This window comes from Streptomyces sp. NBC_01450 (genome assembly GCF_036227505.1).
In the GTDB taxonomy this organism is placed as follows: Bacteria; Actinomycetota; Actinomycetes; order Streptomycetales; family Streptomycetaceae; genus Streptomyces.
Window position 1 is genome coordinate 6,783,924 of sequence record NZ_CP109480.1, and the last position, 14,086, is coordinate 6,798,009.

The window sequence follows — 14,086 nt, forward strand, 5'->3', positions numbered from 1 at the left end:
GATGTGAATATCTACTGCAACAGTCCGCTAGGAGGCAGACCATGTCAGGACCCCGCCCCGTCCGAGCGCCGCGCGGTACGGAACTGAGTGCCCTGGGATGGCAGCAGGAGGCCGCCCTGCGGATGCTGCAGAACAACCTCGACCCCGAGGTCGCCGAGCACCCCGACAAGCTCGTCGTCTACGGCGGCACCGGCAAGGCCGCCCGTGACTGGCGCTCCTTCGACGCCATGGTCCGCACGCTGCGGACCCTCAAGCAGGACGAGACGATGCTCGTCCAGTCCGGCCGCCCCGTCGGCGTCATGCAGACCCACGAGTGGGCCCCGCGCGTCCTCATCGCCAACTCCAACCTGGTCGGCGACTGGGCGAACTGGGAGGAGTTCCGCCGTCTGGAGGCCCTCGGCCTCACCATGTACGGCCAGATGACCGCCGGCTCCTGGATCTACATCGGCACCCAGGGCATCCTCCAGGGCACCTACGAGACCTTCGCCGCCGTCGCCGCCAAGAAGTTCAACGGCACGCTCGCCGGCACCATCACCCTGACCGCCGGCCTCGGCGGCATGGGCGGCGCCCAGCCGCTCGCCGTGACGATGAACGACGGCGTCGCGATCTGTATCGATGTCGACCCGCGCGCCATCGAGCGCCGTATCGAGCACCGCTACCTGGACGTCAAGGCCGACTCCCTGGAGCACGCCCTGCAGCTCGCCGTCGAGGCCCGCGACCAGCGCAAGCCGCTCTCCATCGGCCTCCTGGGCAACGCCGCCGAGCTGCTGCCCCGCATGCTCGCCGAGAGCGCCCCCATCGACATCGTGACCGACCAGACCTCGGCCCACGACCCGCTGGCCTACCTCCCCGTCGGCATCGACTTCGACGACATGGCCGACGCGGCCGCCAAGGACCCGGCGGGCTTCACCACCCGCGCCCGTGAGTCCATGGCCAAGCACGTCGAGGCGATGGTCGGCTTCATGGACGCCGGCGCCGAGGTCTTCGACTACGGCAACTCGATCCGCGGCGAGGCCCAGCTCGCCGGGTACGAGCGGGCGTTCGCCTTCCCCGGGTTCGTGCCTGCCTACATCCGCCCGTTGTTCTCCGAGGGCAAGGGCCCCTTCCGCTGGGCGGCCCTCTCCGGCGAGGCCTCCGACATCCACAAGACGGACAAGGCGATCCTCGACCTGTTCCCGGAGAACGAGTCCCTGCACCGCTGGATCAAGCTGGCCGGTGAGCGCGTCCACTTCCAGGGCCTGCCCGCCCGCATCTGCTGGCTCGGCTACGGCGAGCGCGACAAGGCCGGCGAGCGCTTCAACGACATGGTGGCGTCCGGCGAGCTCGCCGCGCCCCTGGCCATCGGCCGCGACCACCTCGACTGCGGCTCCGTCGCCTCCCCGTACCGCGAGACCGAGGCCATGCTCGACGGCTCCGACGCGATCGCCGACTGGCCGCTGCTCAACGCCATGGTGAACGTCGCCTCCGGCGCCTCCTGGGTCTCCATCCACCACGGCGGCGGCGTCGGCATGGGCCGCTCCATCCACGCCGGCCAGGTGTCCGTCGCCGACGGCACCAAGCTGGCCGGCGAGAAGATCCGCCGCGTCCTCACCAACGACCCCGGCATGGGCGTCATCCGGCACGTCGACGCCGGGTACGACATCGCCGAGTCCGTCGCCCAGGAGCGCGGCGTGCGCATCCCGATGCGCGAAGGCGACGAGGGCGGCGCCGCGTGACCTTCCACAGCATGTGGGCGGAGCTGCTGCCGATCGGCCGCAGCTCCGCCTCCGGCGGCTACCGCCGCTTCGCCTGGACCGGGGCCGACACGGACTGCCGTGCCTGGTTCCGGGCGCAGGCCGAGTCCCGCGGGCTGCGCTACGAGCTGGACCGCAACGGCAACCAGTGGGCCTGGCTCGGCGACCCGGCCGAGGGCGACGCCGTGGTCACTGGGTCCCACCTGGACTCCGTGCCCGACGGCGGAGCCTTCGACGGGCCCCTCGGCGTCGTGTCGTCCTTCGCCGCCCTGGACGAACTGCGCGCCCGACACGTGGAGTTGACCCGGCCCCTCGCCATCGTCAACTTCGGTGACGAGGAGGGTGCCCGGTTCGGGCTCGCCTGCGTCGGCTCCCGGCTGGCCGCCGGACAGCTCACCGTCGAGCAGGCGCATCGGCTGACCGACGGCGACGGCATCACACTCCCGCAGGCCATGGAGCGCGCCGGATACGACCCCGACACCATCGGTCCCGACCCCGAGCGCCTCTCCCGCATCGGCGCCTTCGTCGAGCTGCACGTCGAGCAGGGCCGCGCCCTCGACCTCAGCGGCGACCAGGTCGGCATCGCCAGCGCGATCTGGCCGCACGGCCGCTGGCGCTTCGACTTCCGGGGCGAGGCCAACCACGCGGGCACCACCCGGCTGGTCGACCGCCGCGACCCGATGCTGTCCTACGCCGAGACCGTGCTCGCCGCCCGCCGTGAAGCCCAGCTCGCCGGTGCCGTCGCCACCTTCGGCAAGATCTCCGTCGAGCCGAACGGAGTGAACGCCATCCCCTCCCTCGTGCGCGGCTGGCTCGACTCCCGCGCCGCCGACCAGGCGACCCTCGACACGGTCGTCACCGGCGTCGAGAAGGCGGCCCGCGAGTACGCGGAGGCGCAGGGCGTCGAACTCGACGTCGTCCGCGAGTCGTTCACCCCCGTCGTCGAGTTCGAGCACGCCCTGCGTGACGAGCTCGCCCGCATCCTGGGCAAGGACAGGGAAGGGGCCGCGGCACTCACGGTTCCCGTCCTGGGTACGGGTGCCGGACACGACGCCGGAATTCTCTCCGGGACCGTCCCGACCGCCATGCTGTTCGTACGCAACCCCACGGGTGTCTCGCACTCCCCGGCCGAGTACGCCGCCGAGGACGACTGCGAGGCTGGGGTGACCGCACTCGCCGATGTACTCGAAGGGCTGGCCTGCAGGTGACGCAGACGTACTGGCTTGAACATGCCTGGCTCGACACCTATGTCGAGCCGGGCGTCGCCCTGGACGTGACGGACGGCCGCATCACCGCCGTCCGCACGGGTGTCGACACCCCGCCTCCCGGCGCCGAGATCCTCCGCGGACTCACCCTCCCCGGTCTCGCCAACGCCCACTCGCACGCCTTCCACCGCGCCCTGCGCGGCACCGTCCAGGTCGGCTCCGGCACCTTCTGGACCTGGCGCGAGATCATGTACTCCTTCGCGGACAAGCTGACCCCGGACACGTACCACGCGCTCGCCCGCGCCGTGTACGCCGAGATGGCGCTCGCGGGCGTCACGGCCGTGGGCGAGTTCCACTACGTGCACCACGCCCACGGCGGCACCCCGTACGCCGACCCGAACGCGATGGGCGAGGCGCTCATCGCGGCCGCGGACGAGGCCGGCATCCGGATCACCCTCCTCGACACGGCCTATGTGTCCGCCGGCTTCGGACAGCCGCCCAACCACCACCAGCTCCGCTTCTCCGACGGCAGCGCGGAGGCCTGGGCGGAACGCTCTTCACTTCTCAAGGACCGTGATCACGCACGGATCGGTGCGGCCATCCACTCCGTACGGGCCGTGCCCGCCGGACAGCTGGCGACGGTCGCGCGCTGGGCCGAGGAACGGCGGGCCCCGCTGCATGTGCATCTGTCGGAGCAGACGGCGGAGAACGATGCCTGCCGGGCCGCCCACGGGTGCACCCCGACGCAGCTCCTCGCCGACCACGGCGTGCTCGGCCCCCGCACGACCGGCGTCCACAACACGCACCTCACGGACGAGGACATCGCGCTGCTGGGCCACTCCCGGACGGGCACCTGCATGTGCCCGACGACGGAACGGGACCTGGCGGACGGCATAGGCCCCGCCGCCGCCCTCCAGCGCGCCGGCTCGCCCCTCTCCCTGGGCTCCGACAGCCACGCCGTCATCGACCTCCTCGAAGAGGCCCGCGCGATGGAGCTGAACGAGCGGCTGCGCACCCGCACCCGCGGTCACTGGACGGCGGCCGCCCTGCTGCGCGCCGCCTCCGCCGACGGCCACGCGGCCCTGGGCTGGGAGGACGCGGGCACCCTCGAAGCGGGCGCGCTCGCCGACTTCACGACGATCGCCCTCGACTCGGTCAGAACAGCGGGGCCGGTGCCGCGCCTGGGCGGCGAGACGGCCGTATTCGCGGCGACGGCAGCGGACGTACGCCACACGGTCGTGGGCGGTCGGCACGTCGTACGAGACGGAGCGCACGCCCTTGTTCCCGAGGTGCCGCAGGCCCTCGCGCAGGCAGTCGAAGCCCTGCGCGCCTAGAGACGACCGCCGAACTCCGCCCCCACGAGGACGCCATGAGTAGCACCACCGGCACGACCACCGTCATCACCAACATCGCCACGCTGGTCACCAACGATCCCTCCCTCGGATGGGGGTCCCCCCGCTCGAGCAAATTCGAGAGTGGGGGAGGATCCCCCCTCGGTCTGATCCAGGACGCGGCCGTCGTCATCGAAGGCGACCGCATCGCGTGGACCGGTGACTCAAGAGAAGCACCCGCCGCTGACAACCGGGTCGACGCCGGTGGCCGGGCGGTGATCCCGGGCTTCGTGGACTCCCACTCGCACCTCGTCTTCGCGGGCGACCGCACCCAGGAGTTCAACGCCCGCATGTCGGGCCGCGGCTACACGGCGGGCGGCATCCGCACCACCGTCGCCGCCACCCGCGCCGCCAGTGACGAGGACCTGGAGCGCAATCTCACGCACTACCTCCACGAGGCCCTGCGCCAGGGCACCACCACCTTCGAGACCAAGTCGGGCTACGGCCTCACCGTGCGGGACGAGGCCCGGGCGCTGCGCATCGCGGCGGCGCACACCGACGAGGTCACCTACCTCGGCGCGCACATCGTCTCCCCGGACTACGCCGACGACCCGGCCGCGTACGTGGCCCTGGTGACCGGCGAGATGCTCGACGCCTGCGCCCCGTACGCCCGTTGGGTCGACGTCTTCTGCGAGAAGGGCGCCTTCGACGGCGACCAGGCCCGCGCGATCCTCACGGCCGGCAAGGCCAAGGGTCTGCACCCGCGCGTCCACGCCAACCAGCTCTCGTACGGCCCCGGCGTCCAGCTCGCCGTCGAACTCGACGCGGCGAGCGCCGACCACTGCACCCACCTCACGGACGCGGACGTCGACGCCCTGGCGAACGGCCGGACGGTCGCGACCCTGCTCCCCGGCGCCGAGTTCTCCACCCGCGCCGAGTGGCCGGACGCCCGCCGTCTCCTGGACGCGGGTGTGACCGTCGCCCTCTCCACCGACTGCAACCCGGGCTCGTCCTTCACCTCCTCCGTCCCGTTCTGCGTCGCGCTCGCGGTACGGGACATGGGCATGACCCCGGACGAGGCGGTCTGGTCGGCCACGGCGGGCGGCGCGGCGGCCCTGCGCCGCACGGACATCGGCCGCCTCACCGTCGGCGCCCGCGCCGACCTCGCCCTCCTGGACGCGCCCAGCCACGTCCACCTCGCCTACCGGCCGGGCGTACCGCTGGTCACCGGCGTCTGGCGGCGCGGCGTACGCGAGGTCTGACGCCGGGGTCAGGACGCCGGGAGCGCGATGCCGGGGCCTATGAGGCTCCGGCCCGCCACCGCTGGCTCGCGCCCCCGTTCAGCGGCAGCAGGGACAGGCCGTCCCCGCCGCTCGGCGTGACCGCGGTCTCGACGGCGATGGACGGGCGGATCACACCGTCGTCGTCCACGGTGAACCTCAGGTTCTGGCCGTGACTGCCGTCGATCGAGCCGCAGTCCCAGATCCCGACGCCGTTGTCCACGGAGCCGCGACTGTCCAGACAGAGGTCGGAGTCGGCGTACGACTGCAGGACACCGCGCCCGGAGTCGACCCGCCACCGCTGGGTGCGGGCCGAGGTGCAGGGGGCCGTGACGACGTCCGTGCCCTGGGTCGGATCGCCGTCGCGGATGTCCAGGCACAGGCCCGAGGCGATGTTCACCACCTGGGCGTAGCTGCCGCCCGGCGGGTAGGTCGGGGTGGGCGTGGGGGACGGCCTCGGACTGGCCGATCTCGACGGGGAGGGGCTCGGCTTCGGGGAATTCGAGGAAGGGGACTCGCTGGTCGCGGAGGGCCGCGGGGCCGGGGGCGAGGGGGTCGCCGAGACGGTCGCCGTCACGGTCACCCGCGGCACGACCGACGGGGTGGTGACCGCGCCCGCCGTGTCCTGGGACGGCGAGCGGCCCGACGACAGCACGACGAACAGCAGCGGCACCAGAGCGACACCGAGGGCCGCCGCCGAGGTCACGACGAGACGGCGGGACGGCGGCCAGGGCCCCGACGAGGCGGGGACGCCGGGCCGGGGCTCGCCCGTCTCGCTCATGACGTACGCCGTGCCCGCCCACGGCAGCAGTCCCTCGGCCAGGGCGGTGCGCGGATGGTCGCGCAGGGCGGACAGCTCCTCGTATGCCGTCGTGCAGTGCGCGCAGTGCGCCATGTGGGCGTGCAGATCGGGGCTGGAACGGGGGTTGTCCGGCCGCAGCGACTCCTCGATCAGCCGCCGGAAGTCCCCGCAGCGCGGGTCGTCGGAGGCGGCGAGCCGGGACTTCAGACAGGCCTGGCCCAGGGCCTGCAGCGCGGGCTGCACGCCGTACGTCACGTCCTCATGGGTGAGGCCGAGCAGGACGGCCGCCCGGTCGGCGGGCTCCTCGTCCACGACCCCGTACCAGAGCAGCCCCTGGGCGCGAGACGGGAGGGACCGGAACGGGGCGAGCATGGGCGGCACCGGGCCGCCGGGGCCCGCCGTGCTCAGCACGAGGAGCAGACCGGGGTCGAGACCGGCGGCCCGTTCGTCCCCCGCCCACGAGGCGGCCACCCGTCCCGCCAGCAGCAGGAGTCGGTGCCGCCAGGGGACGCTCGGGTCCGAGCCGCGCGCCGTCTCCTGGGCCGCCAGGGTGAACGCCTGCGCCGCGAGCTGCCGCGCCGCCGACTCGCTACGGGTGCACAGGCGGGCGTAGGCGAGGACCGACGGACGGTGCCGCTCGCGGAGTTCCTGGAGGGCCGGATACGCGCTGGGGGTGTCGGCGCCCAGCAGCTCGGTGAGCCGCGCGTCGGACGCGCCCGCGTCGACCTGAGCCATGTGTCGGCCTCCTTGCACCCCGTGCGGTCACTCGCTCCCGTCCTGACATACCAGCCAGTTTGGAGTGCTCATAGTGACGGGGGTGGCCCTTTGAGGAAAGAGGGAGGACGGTGTCGTAAGAAAAAGACGGTGTCGTGAGAAAAAGCGGTCCGGCGCCATCGGCGCCGAACCGCTCTCGGCCGGGAGCGTCACTCCTCGACCGTCAGTCCCTTCCGCAGGCGCACCAGCGTCCGCGACAGCAGCCGCGACACATGCATCTGCGAGATCCCGAGCTCGTCACCGATCTCGGACTGTGTCATGTTGGCGACGAAGCGCAGCGAGAGGATCTGCCGGTCGCGCGAGGGGAGTTCGGCGATCAGGGGCTTGAGGGACTCCACGTACTCGATGCCCTCGAGGCCGTGGTCCTCGTAGCCGATGCGGTCCGCGAGCGCGCCTTCGGAGTCGTCCTCCTCGGGCTGGGCGTCCAGCGAACTGGCCGTGTAGGCGTTCGAGGCGGCCATGCCCTCGACGACCTCGTCGTTGGTGATGCCCAGGCGCAGCGCCAACTCGCCCACCGTGGGCGCCCGGTCGAGCTGCTGGGCGAGTTCGTCGCCCGCCTTGGCCAGGTCGAGACGGAGTTCCTGAAGTCGGCGCGGTACGCGCACGGACCAGGAGGTGTCGCGGAAGAAGCGCTTGATCTCGCCGATGATGGTCGGCATCGCGAAGGTGGGGAACTCGACGCCGCGGCTCAGTTCGAAGCGGTCGATCGCCTTGATCAGGCCGATCGTGCCGACCTGGATGATGTCCTCCATCGGCTCGCTGCGGGAGCGGAAGCGGGAGGCGGCGAACTTGACCAGCGCGAGGTTGAGCTCGACCAGCGTGTTGCGCACGTACGAGTAGTCGTGGGTGCCTTCTTCGAGGGACTCCAGCCGCTCGAAGAGGGTCTTGGACAGGGCCCGTGCGTCCACCGGTCCCACCTCGTCGTACGGGGGGATCTCGGGAAGTCCGTCGAGCCCGTCGAGTCCGCTGGTTCCGGTTTCGTCGAGACGCTCCGGGCGTTCCAGAGAAGGTGTCGACGTCGCCGTCTGGGTCTGCGATGCGTCGAGCCGGGGTGACATGGTGTCCTCCATCGTTCTCGGCATATGGCCGCCGATGCCAATGCGTGCACTGCGGTGTGCGGCGCCTCCGAAGCCGGTCGTGTCGAATAGGTGTCTCTACTAGCCCTACCCGCTTTCGCGCGCCTCCCGCAAGTGCATTGCGTGGCGAAATGTCCATTTTCAGGGGGTTGTTCGGGTGTCGGGGATCGTGTGGAAGGCGTAGTGTTCGAATGCGTACATCAGCAGTCGCGACGCTCGGGAGAGAGACGGCATGGACCGCCAGACGGTCGGCAGCGCACAGTCGGGCCGGCTTCTAGTCGAGGTGCGGGAAGAGGGCTCAAGCGCCGTCGTGACCCCCGCGGGTGAGTTGGATCACCACACGGCTGATTTGTTGCGCGAGCCACTCGAGGACTGCCTTGACAAGGGGCACTCCCGCCTGGTCGTGGACTGCTCGCGACTGGAGTTCTGTGACTCCACCGGGCTGAACGTGCTGCTGGGCGCCCGGCTGAAGGCCGAGGCCGCGGGCGGCGGGGTCCATCTGGCGGGGATGCTGCCGGTGGTCGCCCGGGTCTTCGAGATCACGGGGGCGGACGCCGTCTTCACCGTGCACGAGACGCTCGATGCGGCCCTGGCCGACTAGGCGGGGCGGTCGGGGCCCGGCCTCGGCGTGCCCCGGAGTCCCCCCTGTGTCCACGACGTCGCCAGGGTCACACCATCCCCGTCGAACAAAGGGGGTGTTCCGGCGGATCGGTCGGGCAGGAGACATCCTGACTATGTCGGCAACAATCGGTGGGAACGTCGTAGGCAATCGTCGTGGACAGTCGTGGATATTCGTCTGGAACGCCCTGAGTGCGGAAGCACCCGCCCCGCGTACCACATGCTGAGTACTGAGTCTTGAATCGTAAAACTGGTGAATCGGTGAGGTGAAGCGCTGATGAGCACCACCCGGCCCTACTCGCCGGGCGACCGCGGCCCGGAGTCGGGCGACGGCGGCGCTTCCGGGGCGCCTGGGGGCGGTGGCCTGGCCGCTCCGTCCGGGGGGCGTCAGGCCCGCAGACTGAGCTTCGACGGCGAGAGCGGCGTCGTGCCGCTCGCCCGCGACTTCGCCCGCCAGGCGCTGCACGCGTGGGGCTGGCTGCCCGCCGCGAGCGCCGACCAGCGGGCCGCCGCCGAGGACGTCCTGCTGGTCGTCTCCGAACTCGTCACCAACGCCTGTCTGCATGCCGAGGGCCCGGACGAGCTCCGGATCTCCTGCGACAACAAGGTGCTGCGCGTCGAGGTCTCCGACCGTGGCGCTGGCCAGCCTGCCCCGCGCACCCCGCACCGCGCCGGCCGCCCCGGCGGCCACGGCATGTTCATCGTGCAGCGGCTGTGTCTGGACTGGGGAGTCGTGCGTACTCCGGGGGTCGCGGGCAAGACGGTGTGGGCGGAACTCGGGGCGCCCGCGTAGGGCCACCCGACCCCGGGTGCAACTCCCACCTTGGGTTACCCGCGGTTCGAACCCTTCTTCGTACGTCGCCGAACGCGCGCCGGATCTCCTCGGATCCGGCGCGCACTTTGTCTTCCCTCCACAAGGGACCGGGCGTACCTTGACGGCCGATCTGATGTTCCGTCAGGAATGAGGCCCCGAGGTGTCGTACCGGACGTACCAGAAACGAACCGCCGCGCTCGCGTTCGCCGCGGCCCTGGCCGGCTCGGCGGTGCTGATGGCCGCCCCCGCCGCCGAGGCCAGCGTGGTGAACGTCAACTACCAGTGCAAGACGCCGATCGGCGACAAGAGCGCCGTCTCGCCCATCGACATCAAGAGCGTCAAGAGCGGCAGCGGCTACAAGCTCACCATGTCCTGGCAGAAGGGCGTCTCCTCCAGCCCGGTGGAGCTCGGCAAGGGCGCGATGAGCCCGAGTGCCGTGATCAAGGTGGGCGGCGCGGACAGTGGCACGGTGGCCGTGAGCGGCCCCGCCAACGCGGCGGCGATCCCCGCCAACACCCCTATCAAAATCAGTGACTTGTCGGGTACGTACACGCCGAAGAAGACCGGCAAGGTCACCTTCACCGCGGGTGTGCTCACGATCAAGGCGCTCGGCACGACGACCACGTGCACCCCCACGAACAACCCCGGGCCGTCGCTGACCCTCGACGTCACGGCGGCGAGCGGCGGTTCGGGATCCAGCAGCTCGGGCGGTTCGACGGGCTCGACCGGCACCGACTCCGGCGGCCAGCTCCCGCAGACCGGCCCCGCCGACTCGGCGATCGCCCTCGGCACGCTCGGCGGCACGGTGCTGCTCGCGGGTGCGGCGGGCACGCTGTGGCTGACCCGCAGGCATCAGACGACCCGCCGCTGAGGGCGCCACGCCCCCCGTACGACGGTACGACCAGCAGGAGCCGCCGATGCCGTACGCCCCCGTCCTCCGCTGTGCCGTCGCCGTGCTGCTGTCGGCCGCCGCCACCCCGGTGGCCGTGGCCGTGGCCGACGACGGCTGGTCCCTCGCGCCGTCCGCGAGCACGCCGGACGGGCGGCCGTACGTCTACGCGGAGGGCACGCCCGGCACGGTCCTGCAGGACTCCGTGTCCCTGCTCAACCCGGGCGCGCGGCCCGTGACCGTGCGGCTGCGCGGCGCGGACGCCGACAACACCGCGAACGGCGGCCTCACCGTGCGCGCCACCGGGAAGTCCACGGACACGGGCGCGTGGATCGCGTTCGCCGGGGACCGGGGCGGCCGGCGGATCCCGGTGCGCACGCTCTCGCTGCGGGTGCCCGCGCACACCCGGGCCGACGTGCCGTTCACCGTGAGCGTCCCGGCGGGCGCGACGCCCGGCGACCACCCCGGCGCGATCGTCGCGGGCGCCGGCGGCCGGTCCTCGGCGGTCCGGGTCCAGCTGCGGGTCGGCGGTCCGGCGGTGTCGGCGCTCACGGTCGAGCACGTGGCCGTGCACGGCGGGCGCATCTCGTACGAGCTGGTCAACCGCGGCAACACCGTGCTGACCCCGAAGCTCGCGGTACGCGCCGACGGCGTCCTCGGCCGGGCCCTGGACCGCGCCCCGCGCACCCTGCCCCTCGACCTGCTGCCCGGCCGCCGCGTCACGCTCACCGAGCCCTGGCACGACCCCCCGGCGCTGGACGCGGTCGACGTACGGCTGACGGTGACGGCGGCGGGCGGGGCGCACGACACGACGTCCGCGTCGGTGCGGTTCGTGCCGTGGGGCGCGCTCGCGGCGGCCGCCGGGGCGGGGCTCGCGGCGCTGGGCGCCTTGTGGGGCGTACGACGGCACAGGCGTCGTACGCCGGACGGCGGGGCGAGTGAACGGCCGCGTACGGAAGTCGAGTGGACGGGAGCGGTGTCGTGAGCGCAGTCCTGAGCGGCAAGGCGCGGATGTCGGCGCTGGTGGCGGCGTTCGCGCTCGTCCTGGCTCCGCTGGTGGGACCGGTGTCCTCGGCGTCCGCGGCCGGGAAGCCCGGCGTGACCCTGTCCAAGTCCGAGGCGGGGACGGGTGGTTCGGTCACCGTGACCGGCAACGGATGGCGGCCGAAGACCCTGCTGATGACGCTGATCTGCGGGCAGGCCGTGCCGTCCCGCGGGGTGATCGGCGGCACCAACTCCTGCGCCAACGCCGACGGCCGGGCCGTCACCACCGACGCGCAGGGCCACTTCAGCAAGGAACTGCCGGTCACCGAGCCGCCCAAGCCGTGCCCGTGCGTGGTGCACGTCGCCACGGTCACGGGGGAGAAGGCGGAGGCCGACGCGATCTTCATGGTCGCCGGGCACTCGGTCGAACCGTTGCCGAAGGAGGTGGGCGGCGGGCGGCTCTCGGTGCTCACCGACACCCGCCTCGACGGGTCGAGCGGGCTGCTGACCTGGTTCGGGGCGCCGCCGGACCGCCGGCTCGTCTTCACCGTCGGCAACGTCGGCACCGCCTCCGTCAAGAACCCCGTCTTCCAGATCGGCACCTCCCACGGCGTGTTCGCGCCGCAGTGGGAGGACCAGGACTGGCGCGGCACGATCGCACCCGGCAAGAAGGCGCGGATCGAGCTCCCGGTCGAGCTCGCGGCCGGGGCGCACGGTGACTACACGGTCTCGCTGCGGTACAGCGGGAAGGTCCTCGCCGAGCAGCCCTGGGGGGTGGGCCGCCCCTGGGGGGTGACCCTCTTCTGGATCCTGCTCGGCGTGGTGGTGCCGGCCGCGGTGTTCCGGATCGGGATGGCCGTGGTGGACCGGGTGCGTCCGCGCAGGTCGGCGGGGCGCGCGGGCCGGCACCGGAGCCTGCGCCTGCCCGAACTCGCCTCCCGCGTGCCCAGGCCGGCCCCGTTCCGTATGGCCAAGGCGAGCCCGTCCCGTGCGCCCGGAGTGAGCGCGTCCGCGTCCGCGCCCGTGGCATCGAAGACCGCTACGAACCCGACCCTGCCGTGGTTCACGCCGGACAACGTTCCGGGAACCGCGGCGAACGGTCAGCTCTCCGCACCGCAAGACACCGGTCCGACGACGAAGGGGAACACGTGAACAGGCGACGGAGAGTTGTGCCCGGAGGCCGCAGAACGAGCGCGGCCGGGGTCGCGCTGATGCTCGGCGGCGCGGGCATCCTGTTGGGAGTGACCGCGGTCCCGGCGCAGGCCGCCGAGGTGTCGTACAAGACGGAGTGCATACCGCCCGCGGCCTCCGGCCTGGATCCCGTCGAGGGCACCACCAAGGTGGAGGTCACCGCACCGGCGACGGCGAAGGTGGGTGACGAGATCGAGGTCGTGTGGAAGTTCGTCCAGGCGGCGTCCAAGAATCCGGACCTCATTGTCCTGCCGAAGGACTCGGTCAAACCCACGGGAACTCTCAAGGCGTCCGGTGCGCAGACCGCGGACATCGCGATGGAGGGGCCGCAGGAGAACCCGGAGATTCCCAAGGGCGGCGACATGGTGCTGTCCGACATGACGGGCAAGGCCAAGCTGACGACGGCGGGTGACGTCACGTTGACCCCGGACGCGTACACCATCACCGCCTACTCGACGGACACCAAGTGCACGCCCAAGGAGGCGGTGCCGGCCGCTGCCACCATCAAGGTGACGGCCGCCGAGGGCGGTTCGACGACCTCGGGCGGATCGACCTCCGGCGGGACGACCACCTCCGGCACCACGACTTCGGGTGGATCCACGACCAGCGGTGGCACGACGTCCGGTGGCACGACGTCCGGCGGGTCGACGTCCGGCGGGTCGACGTCCGGCGGGTCGACGTCCGGCGGGTCGACGTCCGGCGGGGATGACGGTCAGACCGACTTCGCCGGCAAGACCGTGACCACGTCCTTCGCCTGCACCTCGCCCGGCCCCGCCAAGATCGATTCTTCGGCGACGATCAACGCCAAGAAGAACGGCGGGAGTTACGACCTCACGGTGAAGACCGCCGAGGGCGTGATGGACAGCCCCGCCCCGCTGCCCGCGGGCGCGCTGAAGCCCTCCATGGTGATCACGGTCGGCGGCGACGACAGCGGCTCGCTCAAGGTCGAGGGCCCTGCCAACAAGGACGCTCTCAACACGGGCGACCCGGTCTCGCTCGGCGACATGACGGGCACGTACAAGCCCGGAGCGGACGGCAAGGCCACGCTCAGCCCAGGTGATCTGACGATCGTCGTGACGCTGAGTGCCGGATCCGACCCGATCACGATCCCCTGCAAGGCGACAAAGACCGCCGTCTCACTGGAACTTGACGTCCAGAAGCAGGCGGGCGGCGTCTCCGGCGCGACGACGTCGGGCTCCGGGTCGTCCTCCGGCTCGTCGTCCTCGTCCTCGTCCTCGTCCGGCGGAGGCCTGGCCGAGACCGGCGCGAACGACCACGGCGGGCTTCGGGCACTCGGCCTGGTCGCGGGGACGGTGATCCTGCTGGGCGGAGCGATCTTCACGTTCATGCCGCGCAAGCGCCTGCGCTGAGGCGGAGGCGGGTCAGGGC

At 72.0% G+C, this 14,086-nt stretch carries 12 protein-coding genes; 10 read left to right on the forward strand and 2 right to left on the reverse strand.

Going from position 1 to position 14,086, the window contains the following annotated elements:
* Nucleotides 1-41 precede the first annotated feature (41 nt).
* Genes hutU through hutI form a run of 4 tightly spaced genes read left to right on the forward strand, consistent with a single transcriptional unit; the run spans nucleotide 42 to nucleotide 5,531 of the window.
* Nucleotides 42-1,715: a urocanate hydratase gene (hutU, locus tag OG568_RS30335; RefSeq protein WP_329533834.1), complete on the forward strand. Its 1,674-nt coding sequence runs from the start codon at nucleotides 42-44 to the stop codon at nucleotides 1,713-1,715.
* Entirely contained in the window at nucleotides 1,712-2,941 is a 1,230-nt protein-coding gene (locus OG568_RS30340; RefSeq protein WP_329533835.1) for an allantoate amidohydrolase, read from the forward strand. Before hutU ends, OG568_RS30340 begins: the two co-directional genes overlap by 4 nt.
* Nucleotides 2,932-4,272 carry a formimidoylglutamate deiminase gene (locus tag OG568_RS30345; RefSeq protein WP_443077893.1) on the forward strand — a complete coding sequence of 447 codons (1,341 nt, stop codon included), beginning with the start codon at nucleotides 2,932-2,934 and terminating at the stop codon, nucleotides 4,270-4,272. The genes OG568_RS30340 and OG568_RS30345 overlap by 10 nt, the downstream gene beginning before the upstream one ends.
* A gap of 35 nt (nucleotides 4,273-4,307) precedes the next feature.
* Complete coding sequence (gene hutI / locus OG568_RS30350; protein ID WP_329533837.1) at nucleotides 4,308-5,531, forward strand: imidazolonepropionase; 1,224 nt, start codon at nucleotides 4,308-4,310, stop codon at nucleotides 5,529-5,531.
* A gap of 37 nt (nucleotides 5,532-5,568) precedes the next feature.
* Here the strand turns inward: hutI and OG568_RS30355 are convergent, their stop codons facing one another.
* Together OG568_RS30355 and OG568_RS30360 are read right to left on the reverse strand one after the other, a co-directional pair.
* Nucleotides 5,569-7,086 carry an RICIN domain-containing protein gene (locus OG568_RS30355; RefSeq protein WP_329533838.1) on the reverse strand — a complete coding sequence of 506 codons (1,518 nt, stop codon included), beginning with the start codon at nucleotides 7,084-7,086 and terminating at the stop codon, nucleotides 5,569-5,571.
* 188 nt (nucleotides 7,087-7,274) lie between these two features.
* Nucleotides 7,275-8,195, reverse strand: a complete 921-nt coding sequence (locus tag OG568_RS30360) for an RNA polymerase sigma factor SigF (RefSeq protein ID WP_385074948.1) — start codon at nucleotides 8,193-8,195, stop codon at nucleotides 7,275-7,277.
* 238 nt (nucleotides 8,196-8,433) lie between these two features.
* Here OG568_RS30360 and OG568_RS30365 point away from each other — a divergent pair, with 238 nt between their 5' ends.
* The 6 genes from OG568_RS30365 (at nucleotide 8,434) to OG568_RS30390 (ending at nucleotide 14,067) form a co-directional block, all read left to right on the forward strand.
* Nucleotides 8,434-8,802: an STAS domain-containing protein gene (locus OG568_RS30365; protein ID WP_266413345.1), complete on the forward strand. Its 369-nt coding sequence runs from the start codon at nucleotides 8,434-8,436 to the stop codon at nucleotides 8,800-8,802.
* A 294-nt stretch (nucleotides 8,803-9,096) separates the two neighbouring features.
* The gene (locus OG568_RS30370; protein WP_266413347.1) at nucleotides 9,097-9,612 is read left to right on the forward strand and encodes an ATP-binding protein; all 516 of its coding nucleotides are present in this window, start codon (nucleotides 9,097-9,099) and stop codon (nucleotides 9,610-9,612) included.
* Nucleotides 9,613-9,793: 181 nt separating this feature from the next.
* The gene (locus OG568_RS30375; RefSeq protein WP_329533839.1) at nucleotides 9,794-10,504 is read left to right on the forward strand and encodes an LPXTG cell wall anchor domain-containing protein; all 711 of its coding nucleotides are present in this window, start codon (nucleotides 9,794-9,796) and stop codon (nucleotides 10,502-10,504) included.
* Nucleotides 10,505-10,550: 46 nt separating this feature from the next.
* Nucleotides 10,551-11,507, forward strand: coding sequence for a COG1470 family protein (locus OG568_RS30380; protein WP_329533840.1), 957 nt, complete (start codon nucleotides 10,551-10,553; stop codon nucleotides 11,505-11,507).
* 26 nt (nucleotides 11,508-11,533) lie between these two features.
* The gene (locus OG568_RS30385) at nucleotides 11,534-12,658 is read left to right on the forward strand and encodes a hypothetical protein (protein WP_329536501.1); all 1,125 of its coding nucleotides are present in this window, start codon (nucleotides 11,534-11,536) and stop codon (nucleotides 12,656-12,658) included.
* 59 nt (nucleotides 12,659-12,717) lie between these two features.
* Complete coding sequence (locus tag OG568_RS30390) at nucleotides 12,718-14,067, forward strand: hypothetical protein (RefSeq protein ID WP_329536502.1); 1,350 nt, start codon at nucleotides 12,718-12,720, stop codon at nucleotides 14,065-14,067.
* Nucleotides 14,068-14,086: the final 19 nt, after the last annotated feature.